17 protein-coding genes, 2 tRNA genes and 1 other annotated feature are annotated in these 20,884 nt (G+C 41.6%); of the genes, 15 read left to right on the top strand and 4 right to left on the bottom strand.

All coding sequences use genetic code 11. From position 1 onward, the window contains the following. Positions 1-18: 18 nt before the first annotated feature. Positions 19-2,082 carry a molecular chaperone HtpG gene (gene htpG, locus ACQRD1_RS10545; protein WP_427787516.1) on the top strand — a complete coding sequence of 688 codons (2,064 nt, stop codon included), beginning with the start codon at positions 19-21 and terminating at the stop codon, positions 2,080-2,082. A gap of 75 nt (positions 2,083-2,157) precedes the next feature. Here the strand turns inward: htpG and ACQRD1_RS10540 are convergent, their stop codons facing one another. Continuing rightward, the gene (locus ACQRD1_RS10540; RefSeq protein ID WP_235232614.1) at positions 2,158-2,625 is read right to left on the bottom strand and encodes a DUF5721 family protein; all 468 of its coding nucleotides are present in this window, start codon (positions 2,623-2,625) and stop codon (positions 2,158-2,160) included. A 110-nt stretch (positions 2,626-2,735) separates the two neighbouring features. Here ACQRD1_RS10540 and ACQRD1_RS10535 point away from each other — a divergent pair, with 110 nt between their 5' ends. The 10 genes from ACQRD1_RS10535 to ACQRD1_RS10490 are packed head-to-tail and all read left to right on the top strand — an operon-like array spanning position 2,736 to position 13,258. Beyond that, complete coding sequence (locus ACQRD1_RS10535; RefSeq protein ID WP_427787515.1) at positions 2,736-3,533, top strand: GDSL-type esterase/lipase family protein; 798 nt, start codon at positions 2,736-2,738, stop codon at positions 3,531-3,533. Then, entirely contained in the window at positions 3,533-4,018 is a 486-nt protein-coding gene (locus ACQRD1_RS10530; RefSeq protein ID WP_235232612.1) for a DUF4358 domain-containing protein, read from the top strand. The genes ACQRD1_RS10535 and ACQRD1_RS10530 overlap by 1 nt, the downstream gene beginning before the upstream one ends. 17 nt (positions 4,019-4,035) lie before the next feature. Next, a complete protein-coding gene (locus ACQRD1_RS10525) occupies positions 4,036-5,442 on the top strand; it encodes an MBOAT family O-acyltransferase (protein WP_235232611.1) in 1,407 nt (468 codons plus the stop codon). Between the two features lie 8 nt (positions 5,443-5,450). Beyond that, positions 5,451-6,629, top strand: coding sequence for a DHHW family protein (locus ACQRD1_RS10520; RefSeq protein ID WP_235232610.1), 1,179 nt, complete (start codon positions 5,451-5,453; stop codon positions 6,627-6,629). Next, positions 6,613-7,359, top strand: coding sequence for a pseudouridine synthase (locus tag ACQRD1_RS10515; protein WP_235232609.1), 747 nt, complete (start codon positions 6,613-6,615; stop codon positions 7,357-7,359). The genes ACQRD1_RS10520 and ACQRD1_RS10515 overlap by 17 nt, the downstream gene beginning before the upstream one ends. Next, on the top strand, positions 7,307-9,280 hold the full coding sequence (gene ligA, locus ACQRD1_RS10510; RefSeq protein ID WP_427787513.1) for an NAD-dependent DNA ligase LigA: 1,974 nt from the start codon (positions 7,307-7,309) through the stop codon (positions 9,278-9,280). Before ACQRD1_RS10515 ends, ligA begins: the two co-directional genes overlap by 53 nt. Before the next feature lie 15 nt (positions 9,281-9,295). Beyond that, entirely contained in the window at positions 9,296-10,717 is a 1,422-nt protein-coding gene (gene clpX, locus ACQRD1_RS10505; RefSeq protein WP_427762052.1) for an ATP-dependent Clp protease ATP-binding subunit ClpX, read from the top strand. Positions 10,718-10,765: 48 nt separating this feature from the next. After that, positions 10,766-12,472 carry a S8 family peptidase gene (locus tag ACQRD1_RS10500; protein ID WP_347376372.1) on the top strand — a complete coding sequence of 569 codons (1,707 nt, stop codon included), beginning with the start codon at positions 10,766-10,768 and terminating at the stop codon, positions 12,470-12,472. 36 nt (positions 12,473-12,508) lie between these two features. Next, positions 12,509-12,799 carry a hypothetical protein gene (locus tag ACQRD1_RS10495; protein WP_235232606.1) on the top strand — a complete coding sequence of 97 codons (291 nt, stop codon included), beginning with the start codon at positions 12,509-12,511 and terminating at the stop codon, positions 12,797-12,799. Further along, on the top strand, positions 12,800-13,258 hold the full coding sequence (locus ACQRD1_RS10490; protein WP_427787511.1) for a signal peptidase II: 459 nt from the start codon (positions 12,800-12,802) through the stop codon (positions 13,256-13,258). Positions 13,259-13,307: 49 nt separating this feature from the next. On the opposite strand, the gene ACQRD1_RS10485 is transcribed toward ACQRD1_RS10490, so the two are convergent. The 3 genes from ACQRD1_RS10485 to ACQRD1_RS10475 all read right to left on the bottom strand — a co-directional run bounded on the left by ACQRD1_RS10485 (position 13,308) and on the right by ACQRD1_RS10475 (position 14,463). After that, the gene (locus ACQRD1_RS10485; protein ID WP_235232604.1) at positions 13,308-14,240 is read right to left on the bottom strand and encodes a D-2-hydroxyacid dehydrogenase; all 933 of its coding nucleotides are present in this window, start codon (positions 14,238-14,240) and stop codon (positions 13,308-13,310) included. 62 nt (positions 14,241-14,302) lie between these two features. After that, positions 14,303-14,373: transfer RNA gene (locus ACQRD1_RS10480), tRNA-Gly, on the bottom strand. A 15-nt stretch (positions 14,374-14,388) separates the two neighbouring features. Then, a tRNA-Pro gene (locus ACQRD1_RS10475) sits at positions 14,389-14,463 on the bottom strand. 266 nt (positions 14,464-14,729) lie between these two features. On the opposite strand from ACQRD1_RS10475, the gene ACQRD1_RS10470 reads away from it, so the two are divergent. The 4 genes from ACQRD1_RS10470 to ACQRD1_RS10455 all read left to right on the top strand — a co-directional run bounded on the left by ACQRD1_RS10470 (position 14,730) and on the right by ACQRD1_RS10455 (position 20,514). After that, positions 14,730-15,593, top strand: a complete 864-nt coding sequence (locus ACQRD1_RS10470; protein WP_235232603.1) for a C39 family peptidase — start codon at positions 14,730-14,732, stop codon at positions 15,591-15,593. Positions 15,594-15,715: 122 nt separating this feature from the next. Further along, positions 15,716-18,295: an ATP-dependent chaperone ClpB gene (gene clpB / locus ACQRD1_RS10465; protein ID WP_235232602.1), complete on the top strand. Its 2,580-nt coding sequence runs from the start codon at positions 15,716-15,718 to the stop codon at positions 18,293-18,295. 7 nt (positions 18,296-18,302) lie between these two features. Further along, positions 18,303-19,529 carry a Y-family DNA polymerase gene (locus tag ACQRD1_RS10460; protein WP_235232601.1) on the top strand — a complete coding sequence of 409 codons (1,227 nt, stop codon included), beginning with the start codon at positions 18,303-18,305 and terminating at the stop codon, positions 19,527-19,529. A gap of 115 nt (positions 19,530-19,644) precedes the next feature. Further along, the gene (locus ACQRD1_RS10455) at positions 19,645-20,514 is read left to right on the top strand and encodes a YitT family protein (RefSeq protein ID WP_235232600.1); all 870 of its coding nucleotides are present in this window, start codon (positions 19,645-19,647) and stop codon (positions 20,512-20,514) included. Positions 20,515-20,568: 54 nt separating this feature from the next. Beyond that, positions 20,569-20,818 (top strand) — a binding site (T-box leader). The last annotated feature ends 66 nt before the right edge of the window (positions 20,819-20,884 follow it).

Genomic DNA, 20,884 nt, shown 5'->3' with positions numbered 1-20,884 from the left:
ATAACAGGAGTGGTGAAGATGGAAGCAAAAAAAGGAAGTTTATCAATCAGTAGTGAGAACATATTCCCAATTATCAAGAAATGGGTTTATTCAGATCATGACATTTTTGTCCGTGAGATGGTATCTAATGGATGTGATGCGATCACTAAGCTGAAAAAATTAGATATGATGGGTGAATACCAACTGCCGGATGATTATAAACCATCCATTCAGGTAGAAGTAAACCCGGAAGAAAAGACCCTGAAATTCACAGATAATGGTCTTGGTATGACTGCAGAAGAAGTGGAAGAATATATCACGCAGATTGCATTTTCCGGAGCAACAGAGTTTCTGGAGAAATACAAAGACAAGACAACCGAAGATGATATGATCGGTCACTTCGGACTTGGATTCTATTCCGCATTCATGGTAGCAGATGAAGTCCATATTGATACTCTTTCTTATAAAGAAGGTGCGGCTCCGGTACACTGGGTAAGCAACGGCGGTACAGAGTATGAGATGGAAGACGGGAATAAAGAAACTGTAGGTTCAACGATGACATTGTATCTGAATGAAGACAGTCTGGAATTCGCGAATGAATATCGTATGAGAGAAGTCATTGAGAAATACTGTTCTTTCATGCCGGTAGAGATCTTCCTGGCAAAAGAGAATGCTGAGCCGGAATATGAGACCATCGATGAGGCAGATCTGAAAGAAGACGATGTTGTCATTGAACACATCCATGAAGATGCCAAGATGGAAGAGAAGGAAAATGAAGATGGCGAAAAAGAAATGGTAGAGGTTGAAGCGGCAAAAGAGAAAGTTAAGATTCAGAAACGCCCGGTTCCTTTGAATGATATTCATCCACTTTGGACAAAACATCCAAACGAATGTACTGATGAGGAGTATCAGGAATTCTACCGTAAGGTATTCATGGATTATAAAGAGCCTCTGTTCTGGATTCACTTGAATATGGATTATCCGTTTAACTTAAAGGGAATCCTGTACTTCCCAAGAATCAACACAGAGTATGATTCTATCGAAGGAACGATCAAGTTATATAACAATCAGGTATTTATTGCAGATAATATTAAGGAAGTTATCCCTGAATTCCTCATGGTATTGAAGGGAGTCATTGATTGCCCGGATCTGCCATTGAATGTATCACGTAGTGCATTACAGAACGATGGATTTGTTAATAAGATTGCAGATTACATTTCCAAAAAGGTTGCAGATAAGCTTTCTGGCATGTGCAAGACCAAGAGAGATGAGTATGAAAAATACTGGGATGACATCAGTCCATTTATCAAGTTTGGTTGCTTAAAAGATGAAAAATTCTGTGACAAGATGAAGGATGCCGTTCTCTTTAAGAACATTGATGGAAAGTACCTGACATTAAAAGACTGCATTGAAGAAAATGGCGGAGAAGTCGTTGAACCAAATGACAAGAAAGAGGATGCTGACAGTGCAGAGAATACAGATGAAAATAACGTAGAAGAGATTAAGACTACCATCTACTATGTAACGGATGAGATTCAGCAGAGCCAGTATATCAATATGTTCCGTAAGCAGGGCCAGGATGCAGTTATCTTAGGACATAACATCGACTCTCCATTTATTACACAGTTAGAACAGCGCAATCCAAAGATTCGCTTCCAGAGAATTGACGCCGATGTGACAGAACATATTAAGGAAGAAGTGGCTGAAGAAGATAAGGAATCATTTAAGACAATTTCTGACAGCCTGATTGAAATCTTCCGCAAAGAACTTGGAAACGATAAGTTGGATGTCAAGATTGAGAAATTAAAAGATGATAAAGTTGCTTCTATGATTACCCTGTCTGAGCAGAATCGCCGTATGCAGGAAATGATGAAGATGTACGGTATGAGCGGCATGGATATGGGCGGAGATACGACCCTGATACTGAATGCAAACCATCCACTGGTAAAATACGTGGTAGATAACAAAGAAAATGAAAACGTATCTATCATCTGCAAGCAGTTGTATGATCTTGCAATGCTGGCACACAAGCCACTGAATCCAGACGAAATGACTGCATTTGTAGAGAGAAGTAATGAGATCATGATGATGCTGACGAAGTAAGAGAATTCAATATTAAGCTATAGAATAGCCGTTACTGGACTTTGACGAGAGCAGGACGGCTATTTTTTGCTGTCATTATTCAATCATCTCTGCCAGCAATGTCTGTGCATATTCATCCCATTCGTGCTCCAGTGTCTTGTCCAGTGTAAAGGTATGCATGGAGATTCCGGTAATGCACTGCAGGGTAGAACCATCATAATGGAAGTTCAGATAGAGTCCCTGGATCTCTTCCGGGCGATAACCGTCAAGCTGATGATCCGCAAGAAAGGCAGCAAAGGTTTCCTGGGCAAGGGAGAGAACGATTTTAAAATTCAATGGGGTACGTTTGCCGCGGATGATACTGAAGCAATATTCGCGAACATCCTTCCAATAAGCATAAGACCGTTCAGGGGCTTCATCATAGAAGTCTTTGTGAAGGTATCCGTCGATGGTGAATTTATTAAAGGTTGTAATCTCGCTTTCGATAAAAGAGAACCGGTCGAAGGTATCTTTTAAGAGTAGATGAGACATACAGGATTTGGCTGATAATGTGAATATATTCATATGAAAAACTCCTTTTTGACTTTGGTTAATAGTATAGCATATGTTTGACTTTTATAGGGAAAAACAGTACAATATCTTTGAACTGTTTTTATAGGGAGAGCACAGTTAACGTGAAAAAAGAGAACAAAAGAAAATCTGTAAAAATTGAAGAAAAAGACCATGTTCTGAGCATTGCAGTGACTGTCGTGATTGCACTGCTCATTGTCGGTGCGATTATTGTTGTGGTAAGGCTTATGAATCCAAAGGCAGATACAGAAGCTGGAATTCAGAGACTTCATCAGATGGAGAAGACGGATATAAGTGAAGTGGACAGGCAGATTCAGGAGCTGGAAAAAGCAGAACAGGAAGCAGATGAAGAGTGGGCCAGCCGGCCGGCCAGTGAGAAATTTGCCAATGCTTTTGTAATCGGTGACTCAGTGACACAGGGATTATATGAATATGGTGTATTGAATCAGGAAAATGTTCAGGCAGACAGAGGAGCCGGGGTATGTGATTCAGAAGTCAACAAGATAGAAGAGCATCTGACGAAGGCAATTGAGTTACAACCACAGGTATTGTTTCTTGCGTATGGGATGAATGATATTGAAGCATCCAGAGGGGATGTAGATCTTTTTATAGAAAAATATAAGAGTGTGTTGGATAGATTAAGAGAGGCTTTGCCGGATACTCGTATATATGTAAACAGTATCCTTCCGGTTCAACAGTTTGTGATAGACAATAATGAGTGGTATGGCAATATTACGGAGTTTAACGAAGAACTGGAAAAACTGTGTGAAGAGGAAGATGTGATATTTATTGATAATACGGATCTGGTAAAGGAAGAGTATTATTCGGAAGATGGAATCCATATGGCACCGGATTATTATACGGAATGGGTAGATCATATGGCGGAGGTTGCAAAATTATAATGAAAAAGCACAGGATAGATTTGCTGAATATATTGAAATATGCGATGGTGATCGTTCTTCTTGTTTATATCGGATTCTTGCTGTCACAAGAAGGCGGCAAAGATGTCTCGGTAAAAACGATACGCGAGAATATTCTGGCGGTTACTGAAACAAAAGGGATGACCAAAGGAACTACGCAGGATTTGAAGAAGTATTATGGCTTGAATGCTAATGATTATGAGGGAGTAATGCTGTATGTCCCGAATGATGTTATGAGTGTCAATGAGATTCTGGTCATTAAGCTTAAGGATAAATCACAGGCTGAGAATGTTGAAAAAGCTATTCAGAAGCGCCTGCATACGCAGAAGAACAGTTTTGAAGGATATGGAGCAGAGCAGACAAAACTGATTAATTCGGCGGTGACAGACAGCAGAGGATATTATGTATTATTAGCGATATCGAAGGATGCGGATCAGATATATGAAGCATTCAGAAAGAGCATATAGAGAAGGAAACATACAGAATGTTATTTAGCAGTATTGTATTTTTATTTACGTTTTTACCAATTGTGTTGATTTTATATTATCTGGTACCAAGACAGCTTAAGAACGCTGTTTTGCTTTTCGCAAGTCTGATATTTTATGCATGGGGAGAACCGGTCTATATATTTTTGATGATATTTTCCATTCTGTTTAATTATGTCAGTGGGCTGGATATTGCGAGAAACCTTCAGAACCGACGCGCGGCAAAGAAAAGTCTGGTGTTTAATCTGGTGGTAAATCTATGCGTTCTGGGATTCTTTAAATACGAAGGATTTGTGTTAGACAGTCTGAATGCAGTACTCCCGGTTCAGATACCATATCAGGAACTGGCTTTGCCGATCGGCATTTCTTTTTATACATTTCAGATATTGTCCTATATTATAGATGTTTATCGAGGTAATGTAAAGGTGCAGAAGAATCTTATGGATTTTGCACTGTATGTTACGATGTTCCCACAATTAATTGCCGGGCCAATCGTAAAGTATTCCGATATAGAGAGACAGCTTCATGTCAGAAAAGAATCCTGGGGAAAGTTTGGGGAAGGAACGATGTTTTTTATTCGCGGCCTTTCAAAAAAGGTGCTGCTTGCCAATACGATAGGAATGGTGCACACAGAAGTCTTAACTTTACAGCAGGGAAAGGTTTCCGTTTTAACGGCGTGGCTTGGGTGCCTGGCGTATACATTTCAGATATATTTTGATTTTAGCGGATATTCAGATATGGCTATTGGTCTTGGGAAAATGTTTGGATTTGAATTCCTGAAGAACTTCAATTATCCTTATATTTCCAAAAGTATTACGGAATTCTGGCGCAGATGGCATATTTCTCTTGGAACATGGTTTCGGGAATATCTCTATATTCCTCTGGGAGGAAATCGTGTCAACGTCGCGAAACACATTCGCAATTTATTGATCGTCTGGCTTCTTACAGGACTTTGGCATGGTGCTGCCTGGAATTTTGTTGTCTGGGGAGTCTATTATGGAGTGATCTTGATTATAGAGAAATATTTTCTGGGTGCGATTTTGGAAAAATTACCCAACATAGTAAAACGTATCTATAGCATTCTGCTGGTAATGATTGGATGGGTATTCTTCTTTAGCCCAAGTCTTGGAGGAGCGGCTGATTATCTAAAAGTAATGTTTGGAGCAGGTGCCCATGGACTAGTGGATCAGGAGAGCCTGTATCTTTTGAAAACGAATCTCATATCGTGGGTTGTACTGATACTGGGATCTACTCCGGTTGTTCATCGTACCTATGAGCAGATCCTGCGTAGAATGGGTGGCAAGAGTGTTGTTGTAAATTGTGTGGTGTATGCAATTTTGTTTTTGTTGTGTGTGGCATATCTGGTGACAGAGACATACAATCCATTCTTGTATTTTAGATTTTAGGAGCAGTTATGGAACAGAAAGACAGTAAGAAGAAAAAACTGCATAAGAAGAAAATGACAGCCATGACATTCCTGGGAATTCTGGTATTGATCTGTCTGATGAATCTGATTTCCCAAGATAAGGAATTCTCAGAGAAAGAGAATCGGATGCTGGAGCAGAAGCCAGAGTTTACATTAAGTAGACTTGAAAGCGGAAGATTCATGGAACAGTATGAATCATACAAATCAGATCAGTTTGTGGGAAGAGACTTTTGGGTATCCCTCAAGAGTCATGTGGATCTGATTGTCGGAAGAAGAGAGTCAAATGGTGTATTCAAAGGGAAGGATCATTATCTTCTGGAGGATATTGCCAGGCCGGATGAAGAACAGATGCAGCAGAATATCGAAGCAATCCAAGCGTTCGAGAATACTTATAATGATATTCCCATGTATATGATGCTCGTGCCAAATGCTGCAAATATTCTGGAAGATAAGCTTCCGCAATTCGCGGTAACAGAAGATCAGAATCAGATTTTTCTGGAAATACAGAAGTCACTGGAAGATCAACTGACTTGGGTGGATGTAAGTAAAGTGTTAAAAGCTCACAAAAAAGAGAATATATATTATCATACAGATCATCACTGGACGACATTGGGAGCATATTATGCCTATCAGACACTGATAGATGCCATGAAACTGGATTCATCCAAAGCACCAGAATTAAAGGCATATGCAGTAACCAATGAATTTAACGGGACGTTATCTTCTACCAGTGGGTATGAGATGGGATATGAAGAGCCAATTTATATCTATACATCAGAAGATGAAGGAGCAGGGCCGCAGATTGTGGTGAACTATGTAGAAGAGAAGCGTAAGACCGCAACCTTGTATGATGCATCTAAATTGGAGGAAAAGGACAAATATGCATTGTTCCTTGGAGGTAACTATGGGACAGTTGATATTCGGACAACTGCAGATACCACAGATCGTTTGCTGTTGTTCAAGGATTCTTATGCGAACTGTCTGATCCCGTTCCTGACTCCATATTATCGCGAGATCATCGTGATTGATCCACGGTATTATTATGGGGATATTCATGAAATTATGGAAGAAAATAAGATTACTAGTGTACTCTTTTTGTATAATGGAAATACCTTTGTAGAAGATAATAGTATCAGTGGAGTATTGCAAAATGGTGAGACTGAATAAATATCTAAGTGATGCTGGTGTATGTTCCAGAAGAGAGGCTGACCGATTGATTGAGAGCGGTCGAGTGACCGTTGATGGGAAAATGGCAAGTCCTGGAACAAAAGTAGAGCCGGGACAGGAAGTACGGATTGGAAAGAAAGTAATTAAAAATCATACAGAAAAGATAGTCCTGGCGGTAAACAAACCTGCCGGGATTGTTTGTACAGAAGATAAAAAAGAAAAAAAGAATATTATTCGTTATCTGAACTACCCTGTGCGAGTGACTTATGCCGGACGTCTGGATAAGGACTCGGAGGGACTTCTGATCATGACCAATGACGGAGACTTGATCAATGGAATGATGCGGGCGAGATACGGGCATGAAAAAGAGTATAAAGTTACAGTAAATCAACCGATTACGGATGAATTTGTGTATAAAATGGCATCGGGTGTGAGGATTATTGACCGAGAGAAAAAAATGGATGTTATCACACGTCCATGTAAAGTGGAGAAGATAGGGAAATATACATTTACAATAATATTGACCCAGGGATTGAACCGTCAGATCCGCAGAATGTGTGATGCTTTGGGATATAAGGTGACCAGACTGGTTAGAGTAAGAATTATGAATGTAAAACTTGGCGGCCTGAAAACAGGTGCTGTAAGAAAATTGACAGAGCAGGAGTTAAAAGAATTATATGAACAAGTCAAAGAAAGCCAGGATGCAGGAACTGGTAGAATTATTGAATAATGCGAGCCGTGCATATTATCAGGAAGCAGAAGAAATCATGAGTAACTATGAGTATGACCAGTTATATGATGAACTGCAAGAACTGGAGCAAGAATTAGGCATTACGTTATCTAACAGTCCTACAGTAAATGTCGGATATGAAGTGTTAAGCGAGTTGCCGAAAGAACGGCATGAAAGTCCGATGCTATCTTTAGATAAGACGAAAGATGTGGAAGAACTGAAGAGATTTGTGGGCAATCAGAAGGCTTTGATGTCGTGGAAGATGGATGGATTGACGATTGTCCTTACTTATCGGGAGGGAAGATTGTATAAAGCAGTTACCCGAGGAAATGGTGAAGTAGGTGAAGTCATTACCAATAATGCCAAAGTGTTCAAAAATATTCCTCTTCAGATCGCATATCAGGGAGAATTAATTTTGCGTGGTGAAGCCATTATCGGATATCGGGATTTTGAGAGAATCAACGAGGCAATTGAAGATGTAGATGCAAGGTACAAAAATCCGCGTAATCTTTGCAGTGGTTCTGTTCGTCAGTTGAATAACGAGATTACAGCGAAGCGAAACGTTAAGTTTTATGCATTTACCCTTGTGCAGGCAGAAAATGTGGATTTTCATAATTCCAGAGCTTGTCAGATGAATTGGCTGAAAGAACAGGGATTCGAGGTGGTGGAATACCATGAGGTGACTTCGGACACAGTAGAGCAGGAAGTTATTAAATTTTCAGAAAAAATTGCCGAGAATGATTTCCCATCCGATGGACTTGTGTTAGTATATGATGATATAGCGTACGGTCAGTCCCTGGGGCGAACTTCCAAGTTTCCAAGAGATTCATATGCCTTTAAGTGGGCAGATGAAGTTCGGGAGACGAAGCTTCTCGAGATTGAGTGGAGTCCTTCCAGAACGGGGCTGATTAATCCGGTCGCTATCTTTGAACCAGTGGAATTAGAGGGAACGACGGTAAGTCGCGCAAGTGTCCATAATATCAGCATCATGGAAGAACTGGAATTAGGAATTGGAGATACCATAGAAGTATATAAAGCGAACATGATTATTCCACAGATTGCAAGAAATCTGACACGCAGCGGGGTGAAGGATATTCCTGCACAGTGCCCGGTCTGTCAGGGAAAAACGGAGATTCGACAGGTCAGTAATGCCAGAGCACTCTATTGCACGAATCCAGAATGTCAGGCAAAACACGTAAAATCATTTGCTTTGTTTGTCAGTAGAGATGCTTTGAATATAGAGGGGTTATCTGAAGCAACACTGGAGAAATTTATCGCATTAGGTTATATCAAGGAATATGCAGATATATTTCATCTTGATCGTTATCAGGAAGAGATACAGACGTTGGATGGATTTGGCAAAAAATCATATCAGAATCTGATTGCAAGTATAGAGAAGGCCAGAACAACAACACTGCCAAGAGTCATCTATGCACTTGGGATTGCCAATATCGGTCTTGCGAATGCGAAGATGATCTGTAAGGAATTTCAGTATGATGTAGAAGCGATGCTTCAGGCTACGACCGAAGATCTCAGTGCAATATCAGGAGTAGGAGAAGTGATTGCAAGGGCATTCGTAGATTATTTTTCCGCAGAACGTCATGTAAAGCAATTGAGAGATCTGTTGTCGGAGTTAGATATTCCGAAGGAAGGGGCAGAATCAGGGAAACAGATATTCGCAGGAGTGAATTTTGTGATTACTGGAAGTGTCGAACATTTTGCAAATCGTGGAGAAGTAAAAGAATTGATAGAAAGTCTTGGCGGCAAGGTGACAGGTTCCGTTACTTCTAAGACCAATTATTTGATTAATAATGATGTGACATCTACATCATCCAAGAATAAGAAAGCCAATGAACTTGGAATTCCAATCATATCGGAAGAGATGTTCCTGAATATGATACAGGAAGATCAGGAAGGCTAGAAAGAGGGAAATAACATGTCTGAACAGGATAATAAGAATGATATTGAAAAGGTAGAGGCTACAGTGGAAGATGTAGAGAATACCAAAGACCATGAGGATGAATATGAGAAGATCTGCTTTGTCTGCAGACGCCCAGAGAGTATTACGGGCAAGATGATCGACCTGCCGAATGGAATCTGTGTATGTAATGATTGTATGCAGAAGAGTTTTGACGCTATGACGAGTGGACAGATTGATTTCAGCCAGTTGATGAATATGCCGGGAGTGCAGATCCTGAATATGGCAGATCTGGAACAGGCCGTTCCAAAAAAGCAAAAAATAAAGAAGAAAAAAGAGGGAGAGGAGAGAAAGCCTCTGATTGACATTCAGAATATACCTGCTCCTCATAAGATCAAAGCCAAATTAGATGATTATGTGGTTGGTCAGGAATACGCGAAAAAAGCGATGTCTGTAGCAGTCTATAATCATTATAAGCGTGTGGCAACGGACACGATGGATGAGATTGAGATTGAGAAGTCCAATATGTTGATGATCGGACCTACAGGTTCTGGTAAGACTTATCTGGTTAAGACACTGGCAAAATTACTGGATGTGCCGCTTGCGATTACAGATGCTACATCTCTGACAGAAGCAGGGTATATAGGAGATGATATTGAAAGCGTGGTATCCAAGCTTCTGGCGGCCGCTGATAATGATGTGGAGAAGGCGGAGCAGGGAATTATCTTTATCGATGAGATTGATAAGATTGCGAAGAAGAAAAATACCAGTCAGAGAGATGTCAGTGGTGAATCTGTACAGCAAGGAATGCTGAAACTTCTGGAAGGAAGTGATGTTGAAGTTCCGGTGGGAGCAAACAGTAAAAATGCGATGGTGCCATTGACTACGGTAAATACAAAGAATATCCTCTTCATCTGTGGCGGAGCATTCCCGGATCTGGAAGGAATTATTAAAGAACGTCTGACGAAGCAAGCGACGATTGGATTCGGTGCAGATCTGAAGGATAAATATAATAACGATAAGAATATTCTGAGTAAAGTGACGACAGAGGATCTGCGAAACTTCGGAATGATTCCAGAATTCCTGGGACGTCTTCCAATCGTCTTCACCCTTCAGGGGTTAAATGAAGAGATGATGGTCAAGATCTTAAAAGAACCTAAGAATGCGATCTTGAAGCAATACCAGAAACTTCTGGCGTTGGATGAAGTGAAACTTGAATTTGATGACGGAGCTCTGCAGGCAATTGCCAAAAAAGCGATGGAGAAAGATACTGGCGCCAGGGCACTTCGGGCAATCATCGAAGAATTTATGCTGGATATTATGTATGAGATTCCAAAGGATGACAGTATTGGTCAGGTCATTATTACAAAGGAATACATAGAAGGAACCGGCGGACCGATCATTATGCTAAGAGGTCAGGAGGTCGCAAGAATAGAATAATCAGGAGAATACCTCATATATTTTATAAAAAGTATATGGGGTATTTTTATGAACAGAGAAGAATGTAGAGAGAGGATTCTCTCGCAAGATTATCGGGATTTTCTCGTGCCGTTCTATCGCGGGGAAGAGACTCTGAATGTACAGACAGAAGATGCATGTGTCCAGAATGCAGATTTTGGTTATCGTGTAATCTATGCTGATCATACGCTTCTGAAACCGCTGAATTATAGTAATTACTGGTATAACTCGATACCAAATTGTTATTCTCTTCTTGATATGGAGGCTTTGAATGCTGCCGGAATCAGTGCAGTACAAAATTATCCTACCCTGCAGCTGATGGGAAGTCAGATTATGATTGGATTTGTGGATACAGGAATTGATTATCGTAATTTGGTATTCCGGAATATTGATGGCTCTACAAGGATTGCAGGAATTTGGGATCAGACAATTCAGACCGGAAATCTTCCGGAGAACTTAGACTATGGAAGTGAATATACAGAAGATATGATCAATGAAGCTCTTCGTACGGAAGATCCTCTAGAGGTTGTTCCCAGCATGGATGAAGATGGACATGGAACCTTTCTTGCAAGTGTTGCAGCTGGTAGTGCGGATGTGCCTAATCGCTTTCTTGGCGCTGCGCCAGAGGCGTCAATCGGTGTAGTAAAATTAAAGCCAGCCAAGAATTATCTGAAAGAATTCTATGCGGTACGTCAGGATGCAGTTTGCTTTCAGGAAAATGATATTATGTTGGGAATGAAATATTTAAATCAATTGGCAAATAAAAAAAATATGCCGTTGGTTATATGTGTGGCCTTGGGAACGAATTTCGGCGGACATAATGGTACGACCCTTTTGTCATCCATGATTGATATATATGCTTCTATTTTGAACCGAAGTGTGGTGATCGGAACGGGAAATGAGGCAGTACAGAGGCATCATTATTATCATCAATTTCAGAGTATGAATGAGCAGACAGATGTTGAATTACGTGTAGGTTCTGGTGTAGGAGCGTTTGCAGCAGAGCTTTGGACGACACTTCCCAATGTAATGACCATCTCTATCACATCGCCGACGGGAGAACGCACAGGGCACATATCATTGAGGCAAGGCTATACTTATAGTGTCAATTTTATATTTGATAAGACAGAAGTGAATGTGGAGTACAGATTATTATTGGAAAATAATGATTCCCAGCTGATATTTCTTCGATTCAGGAACCCTTCTGCCGGAATCTGGACCATTAATGTGGAACCTGTACAGATGTTGGAGGGAGAATTTCATATATGGCTTCCAGTCGAGGAATTTCTGGCAGGTGAGGTGTATTTTCTTGAAGCAAATCCAGACACGACGCTGACGGAACCCGGAACAAGCAGAAATGCTATGACTGTAGCATACTATAATGGGAGGGAGAATGGAGTTGATATTAATTCTGGAAGAGGTTATACTAGAGATGGATTAATAAAACCAGATTATGCGGTGCCTGGAGTCGAGGTAACCGGAGCTGGGTTGAATGGAAGCTTTGTAACCAGAACAGGATCTAGTGTAGCGACAGGAATTGCTGCGGGAGCAGCAGCACTTTTGATGGAATGGATCTTAGAACAGCCGGAAGCGCGGGGAGTGAATTCCAGTCAGATAAGGAATATTATTCTTCTTGGAACAGATCAGCGTGCGATGGTAGAATATCCGAATCGAGAGTGGGGATATGGAACGATGAATCTATTCCAGTCGTTGGATACGCTCAGACGGTTAAAATGATGGCAGGATTCAGAAGATAAGAAGGAGACGATGAATATGGCAGATTTTTTTGAAGATTTAGGAAAGAAAATATCAGATGTAGCAGGCGAGATTGGGAAAAAGACAGAAGATACTCTGGAAATCCAAAAGATTAAAAGTAATGTACGTTCGTTAAAACGTGCGAATGAAAGAGATCTGATGGACATTGGACGTATGGTATATGACAAATTCCAGAAAGGTGAAGTCGCAGACACTGATTACATTACTTTGTGCGAAGAGATTGAAAAGCGCGAAGAGGAGATGGAAAAGCAGGAAGAAGAGATTGTAAGAATCAAAGAGGGAATGTAGATGCTTTCATGGATGACAGGGCTGTTTGCCGGTTTGCTTGGATTGGATGAACTGTTCAAACAGTATGTAGAAGAGAATCTGGAACATGGCGAACAGAAAGAATTTTGCGGTGGAAAGCTAGTTGTCCGCAAGGTCTATAACAGAGGATTCCTGTTGAATGCATTAGACCATCATCCAAAGGTCGTAAAAGGAGCTTCTGCTTTTGCCGGGCTGTCACTTTGGGGATATGATATCTTTGCTTTCTTGAGAAGAGGCCATTATCTGGAAAAGTTAGGCCTTGCTATTGCAAGTGCAGGTGCGGCAAGTAATATATTTGACCGACTGGTAAGAGGAAAAGTCATTGATTATATAGGCTTTCGTGTAAAAAATTCTTTTTTGGCGAAGCTGACGGCTAATCTTGGAGATTTCTATCTTGCAATTGGAGCATTCCTTACTGCGATAGGTAATATAAGAAAATAAAACACAGGCGGCATGATGCAATCGGTATTGCATCGTGGCGCCTGTTTTGTTATGCAAAATATTCTTTGATCTGTTCCAGAATAATATCCATTAATCGTGTTCTTGCTTCAATGCTTGCCCATGCGACATGTGGAGTGATAAACAGTTTTTTACTGTCCTTGATAGCAAGAAGCGGATTATCGGGACTCATCGGTTCTACACATAATACATCCAGACCTGCAGCAGCAATCTCTTTGCAGTTCAGTGCATCTGCCAGAGCTTGCTCGACGACGATAGGTCCTCGACCGAGATTCAAAAATATGCAGGTTGATTTCATCTTGTGGAACGCTGCACCGTCCATCAGATTCTCTGTATATTGATTCAATGGGGCATGGACGGAGATGATATCAGAGGTCATCAGTAAGGTGTCCATGTCTACCTGATGATAACCGTCTTGTGGAGCACTTCCAGATGGAGATGCGTAGATGATATGACAACCAAATGCTTCAGCAATGGAGGCAACTCGTCTGCCGATATTGCCCAGTCCGATAATACCCCAGGTCTTTCCTTTTAATTCATAAAAATGTTCGGCAAAATGTGTAAAAATCGTATCATTTACATAGTGTCCTTTTTTTACATAGTCATCATAATAGCGCAATTTCTCTAATAAGTAGAAAAGCATGGCAAAAGTATGCTGCGCAACAGATTCTGTGGAATATCCAGCTACATTACGCCAGGCAATGCCGCGACTGTCCAGATAATCTTTATCCAGGTTGTTAGTTCCTGTTGCAGTTACACAGACAAGTTTCAGGTTTTTTGCCTGTCCAATCGTAGTTTCGTTAATCTGAACTTTATTGACAACAAGAACATCAGCATCAGTGACTCTGGCAGGTACCTCATCAGAAGTAGAAAAAGCGTACTTTACAACTTCTCCCAGTTGGTCGTAGCCAGACAGATCAATATCATCTCCGATTGTTTTGGCGTCTAGAAATACAATCTTCATACATGTGCCTCCTTTTAATATTATTGATAATTTGAGCCCGTTGTAAAAATGAGCATGAAAAAAGCGGGTGATGGGAATCGAACCCACGTATCCAGCTTGGAAGGCTGGTGTTCTACCATTGAACTACACCCGCATGTTGTTATAAATATCGGGGTGACAGGATTCGAACCTGCGACCTCCTGGTCCCAAACCAGGCGCTCTAGCCAAGCTGAGCCACACCCCGATGAAATTGTTAATTGAAATCACTCTCGTGAACGAGTTATATAATACCATCTTTTTTGAAAAAAGGCAAGAGGAAATTATCAAAGAATGTTAAAGATTTTTCAAATTTTTTTCTGGGACGGATTAAGAATTCTTTAAGTTGTCACATAACCACGGATGGAGTATAATTACTGTCATGAAGTTTTGCAAACTGAGATTATGTCATCGGACATAGTTATGATATAGATTCATTGAATGATTTAGATCAACGAGAGGATGAATAACTAGATGTACCAGCAAAAAAGAAGAAAGAAATATTCTAAACGCAAGCAACAAGTAAGGCGTCAATTGCTAGTGATAGCGGGAGTCTTGTTAATGATTATCGTGGCTCTGGTAAGCTGCCAGATCCAAAGACATAAAAAAGAAGCAGAAGTAAAGGAAACCACGAAGATTACACAACAAGAAAAAGAAGAGAAGGAGACTGTAGAAACAGAAGCCCAGAGATTGGAGCGTGTAAAAAGGGAAGCCAAGGAAAATGGATATCCGGAAGGTGTCATCGATCTTCTGGGCAAGAATAAAGAAACGATTGATTTTGTAGAGGATTATGGCGAGAAAAAGGATGACCCCAGTGCTGATACCATAGGGGATGATCTGGAAGCAGGAGAGATTCCACAACTGATCCAATGGGATGAACGTTGGGGATATGCACCTTATGGAACAAGTATCGTGGCCGTCAGCGGCTGTGGACCTACTTGTCTTTCCATGGTAGCGGCAGGACTTAATGAAGACCCGTCGATTACGCCTGCCAAAGTGGCGGCATATGGTACGGAGAATTCTTATGTAGATGAGAATAATGATACTTACTGGAAATTCATGAGTGAGGCCGGAGCAAACTGGAATCTGTCCTGCTACGAGGGGTTGCTTTCGGAAGAACAGGTGAGCGCAGAACTAACAGCCGGACATCCAATTATCTGCAGTGTAGGGCCAGGAGATTTTACGAAAATTGGACATTTCATCGTGTTAACGGGGTATGAAAGTGGAAATGTTACGGTCAATGACCCGTTTAGCCAGAAAAACAGTGATAAGACTTGGGTATATGCAGAGATTGCAGACCAGATAAAAGCAATGTGGATTTATTCTTTGAAGGAATAGCTTTACATGATTTCCAAAAAAACTGAAAATATTAGCACTCAACACTTGACAGTGCTAACAAAAAGCGTTATTGTTATATCGTAAATAGAACAATAACGCTTTTTATATAGGAGGTTGTCAGTATGAATATTAATAAATTTACGCAAAAATCATTACAGGCTGTTCAAGGCTGTGAACGTGTGGCATTGGATTATGGCAACCAGGAGATTGCACAGGAACATCTGCTCTACACATTGCTGACGCAGGATGACAGTCTGATTCTCAAGCTGATTGAGAAGATGGGACTCGATAAAAGCAGCATGATCAACCGGGTGGAAGAAGCACTCAGGAAGCGCCCGAAGGTTCAAGGCGGACAGCAGTATGTAGGACAGGATCTGAACAATGCACTGGTTCATGCGGAAGATGAGGCAAAGCAGATGGGAGATGAATATGTTTCTGTTGAACATCTGTTTTTGTCCATTATGAAGTATGCAAGCAAAGAGATGAAGACGATTTTCCGGGAGATGGGAATCAGCAGGGAAGGATTCCTGCAGGCATTATCTACAGTCAGAGGCAATCAGCGCGTGACCAGCGATAATCCAGAGGATACGTATGACACTCTGAATAAATATGGTTCTGACCTTGTAGAACGTGCCAGAGAGCAGAAGATGGATCCAGTCATTGGACGTGATTCCGAGATCCGTAATGTGATTCGTATTCTGTCCCGTAAAACGAAGAATAATCCGGTTTTGATCGGAGAACCGGGAGTAGGTAAGACGGCAGTAGTTGAAGGCCTTGCTCAGCGTATTGTGCGTGGAGATGTACCGGAAGGCTTGAAGGATAAGACCATATTCTCACTGGATATGGGTGCGCTGGTAGCAGGTGCGAAATATCGTGGAGAGTTCGAGGAACGTCTGAAAGCAGTGCTGGAGGAAGTAAAGAACAGCGACGGCAGAATTATTCTTTTCATTGATGAGCTCCATACGATTGTAGGTGCAGGTAAGACAGACGGTGCCATGGATGCCGGCAACATGTTAAAACCAATGCTGGCAAGAGGAGAGCTGCACTGTATCGGTGCTACGACCCTGGATGAATATCGTCAGTACATTGAGAAAGATGCTGCACTGGAACGTCGTTTCCAGCCGGTAACCGTAGATGAGCCTACCGTGGAAGATGCCATTTCTATTCTGCGTGGACTGAAAGAGCGGTATGAAGTATTCCATGGCGTGAAGATTACAGATGGTGCTCTGGTAGCAGCGGCAACATTGTCAGATCGCTATATTTCCGATCGTTTCTTACCAGATAAGGCGATTGACCTGGTGGATGAGGCATGTGCCCTGATTAAGACAGAACTGGATTCTATGCCGACAGAGCTGGATGAACTGCGGCGTAAGATCATGCAGATGGAGATTGAAGAGGCTGCACTTAAGAAAGAAGATGACCGTCTCAGTAAGGAACGGCTGGAACACCTGCAGCAGGAGCTTGCAGAGCTTAGAGAAGAGTTCGCAGGAAAGAAAGCGCAATGGGATAATGAGAAGGTTGGAATCGAACGAGTTCAGAAGATTCGTGAAGAGATAGAACAGGTCAATAAAGAGATTGAGAAAGCGCAGCATTCTTATGATCTGGAGAAGGCAGCTGAGCTTCAGTATGGAAGGCTGCCTCAGTTGCAGAAGCAGTTAGAAGCGGAGGAAGAGAAGGTAAAGGATGAAGATATGTCTCTGGTTCACGAAAGTGTAACCGATGAAGAGATTGGGCGAATTGTATCTCGATGGACTGGGATTCCTGTGGCTAAGCTGAATGAAAGTGAGAGAAGCAAGACTTTACATCTGGCAGATGAACTGCATAAGCGTGTTATCGGACAGGATGAAGGTGTGGAGCTGGTAACCGAAGCAATTATCCGTTCAAAAGCCGGAATTAAGGATCCGACAAAACCGATTGGTTCTTTTCTGTTCCTTGGTCCTACCGGTGTAGGTAAGACAGAGCTTGCCAAGGCGTTGGCAGAAAGCCTCTTTGATGACGAGAACAATATGGTACGAATCGATATGAGTGAGTATATGGAGAAGTACTCGGTGTCTCGACTGATCGGAGCGCCTCCGGGATATGTTGGATATGATGAAGGCGGTCAGCTTACAGAGGCAGTTCGCAGAAAACCATATTCTGTAGTGCTTTTTGATGAGATTGAGAAAGCGCATCCAGATGTATTTAATGTATTGCTTCAAGTATTGGATGACGGACGGATTACGGATTCACAGGGACGTACCGTGGACTTCAAGAATACGATTCTGATCATGACCTCTAATATCGGCTCTTCTTATCTGCTGGACGGTATTGATGAACAGGGAAATATCAGTGAAGCAAGCCAGCAGGCAGTTATGGAAGAATTACGGGCACATTTCAGACCGGAATTCCTGAATCGTCTGGATGAGACGATTATGTTCAAACCATTGACGAAAGATAATATTTATGACATTATTGACTTATTAATAGCAGATGTCAACAAGCGTCTGGATGACAAAGAGATTCAGATTGCACTTACGGATGCGGCAAAGAGTTATATCGTGGATGCCGGTTATGATCCAACTTACGGAGCACGTCCGCTGAAGCGTTATCTGCAGAAGAATGTGGAGACTCTTGCTGCAAAATTAATGCTTCAAGGGGATGTGGGTGCACAGGATACGATTGTGATAGACGTGGAAAATGGCAGACTAACGGCAAGGAGTTAGGTCGAAAGTGTCAATCATATTTCATATCGATGTAAATTCCGCTTATCTTAGCTGGACAGCGGTAGAACAATTGAAAAATGGCGCAGAAGTAGATCTTCGGACCATTCCGTCCATTATCGGCGGAGATCAGAAGTCCCGGCACGGAGTGGTTCTGGCGAAGTCTGTTCCTGCGAAGAAGTATGGCATTCGTACGGGAGAACCTGTTGCGAATGCCTTTCGCAAGTGTCCTAATCTTGTGACAGCGCCGCCAGATCATAAGTTATATCATCAATATAGTGAGCGGCTGATGGTTTTTCTGAGAAGTTACACGGATCAGATTGAACAGGTCAGTGTGGATGAGTGTTATATGGACTTTACAGAGATCGCCGGAAATTACAGTTCCCCGGTAGAGGGAGCCATGGAGATCAAGAATGAAGTGTACCGAAGATTTGGCTTTACTGTCAATGTGGGAATATCCAGTAATAAGCTGCTGGCGAAGATGGCATCTGATTTTGAAAAACCGAATAAAGTGCATACGTTGTTCCCGGAAGAGATTCCGGTGAAAATGTGGCCGCTTCCGGTACGAGAATTATTCATGGCGGGCCGCTCCAGTGTGGAGACACTGAATAAACTGGAAATCCATACGATCGGAGACCTTGCCAATACAGATCCCGCCATATTAGAATTGCATTTGAAAAGCCACGGGAGAAAACTGTGGGAATTTGCCAATGGGATGGACGAGTCCAGGGTAGAGAAGGAGAAAGCAGAGGCCAAGGGAATCGGAAATTCCGTGACGTTGCCAAAGGATGTCGAGACGGAAGAGGAAGCCGGTAGGATTCTGAATGAACTGGCGGAAAGTGTTTCCAGAAGACTTCGGAATGCCGGACAAAAGGCAGGAATGCTGAGTGTGGAGATCAAATATCACACATTTACAAGCGTATCTCATCAAAAGCAGGTGGAACAGGCTATCAATCAGAAGAAAGACATATATATGGCGGCAATGCAATTGTTCCGAGAGTTGTGGAATGGCGAACCAATCAGATTATTGGGAATCCGAAGCTCGAAGCTTGTCGAAGAGAGCGAGCCGCAGCAATTAAGTATTTTTGACATTCCCGTCAAATCCGAAGAAGAGATCCGGCGAGAGAAAAAAATTGCCAGATTGGATGCCGCTTTAGATAAAGTGCGCAAGAAATATGGAAAAGAGATTGTACAAAAAGGACAAACTTCTGCTGGTGGTGTTGACAAAAAAATTTGATAAAGATATACTGATAATCAGAAGAGCAGATGCGAATTATATTTATTATAGTTTGTAGCTGTTCTTTTTTGCGTTAATATGGGTATTTTGCTATGAAATAGAAGGAGGTTTTCGCATGAATCAGACAAAAGTAAAAGAGATGGCGATGGATATTTTGGTGGATGTTGTGGCTGGCATGGTTATTGCAATTGGAGTTTATAATTTCGCATTAAATGCGAATTTTCCGGTGGCCGGATTTTCCGGAATCGCAATTATTCTCTATCACTTATTCCGAATCCCGGTAGGTATCGGAACAATCTTACTGAACATTCCGGTTTCCATCTTCTGTTATAAATTTTTAGGAAGAACATTTTTCTTAAAATCCGTGAAAAGTATGATTATATCATCTATCTTAATGGATTATGTAGCACCAATGTTCCCTGTATACAATGGAAGCCGTCTGCTTGCTGCGTTATGCATGGGGGTTTTATGTGGGATTGGCTACGCTGCAATATTTATGCGTGGTTCTTCCACCGGCGGCCAGGACTTTATATCAATGGCAATCAAGAAAGTAAAGCCGCATATGACACTTGGAGTCATCACATTCGGTTTTGATATCTGTACGATTCTCCTGGGAACGATTCTGGTCTTTAAAGATGTAGACGGACTGATTTATGGAATCATAGTTACCTATTTGATGGCAATTGTGATGGACAGAATCATGTACGGTATCGATGAAGGAAAGATGACGTTGATCGTGACAGAACATGGAGATGAAGTCGCAGAACAAATCGACGAATATTCCGGCAGAGGCTCCACCATTCTTCAGGGAATGGGAAGCTATTCGAAGAAAAAGAAAGATGTTGTAATGTGTGCATGCAATAACAAACAGATGTATACAATCAAAAAGATGGTCCGACAGATTGACCCACAGGCCTTTACGATTATTATGGAGTCAAACGAAGTAGTAGGAGAAGGATTCAAAGAAGAAATAAGCGAAATTTAAAAGTCATCTCTTGACAAATATAAGAAAAAGACCTACACTTCACTGTAGTAAAGAGATAAATCGATGAACAAGAGAAGTAGATAAAGATATTTATTCCCAGAGAGTTGCCGGTGGTGGGATGGCAGCAGTAAGAGTCTTTATTGAATGGACTTGTGAGAGCAGTTTGAAACCGTATTCGGGAGTAGATGCTGACGGGAGCCCTATCCGTTATCAACAGGGTATGTATGATAGTACATAATTGAGAGGCCGGTAATATGGCAATTTGAGTGGTACCGCAGAAGAATTTGAAGCTTTTGTCCCTTGTAGGAGGGATGAAGGCTTTTTTATTATGATAAAAGTCCCCGAGAGTCTATTTATCTCTGAAAAATAT

It is taken from the genome of Bariatricus sp. SGI.019 (genome assembly GCF_050315235.1).
Classification (GTDB): domain Bacteria; phylum Bacillota; class Clostridia; order Lachnospirales; family Lachnospiraceae; genus JAFBIX01.
This window is presented reverse-complemented; position numbering and strand designations above follow the sequence as displayed.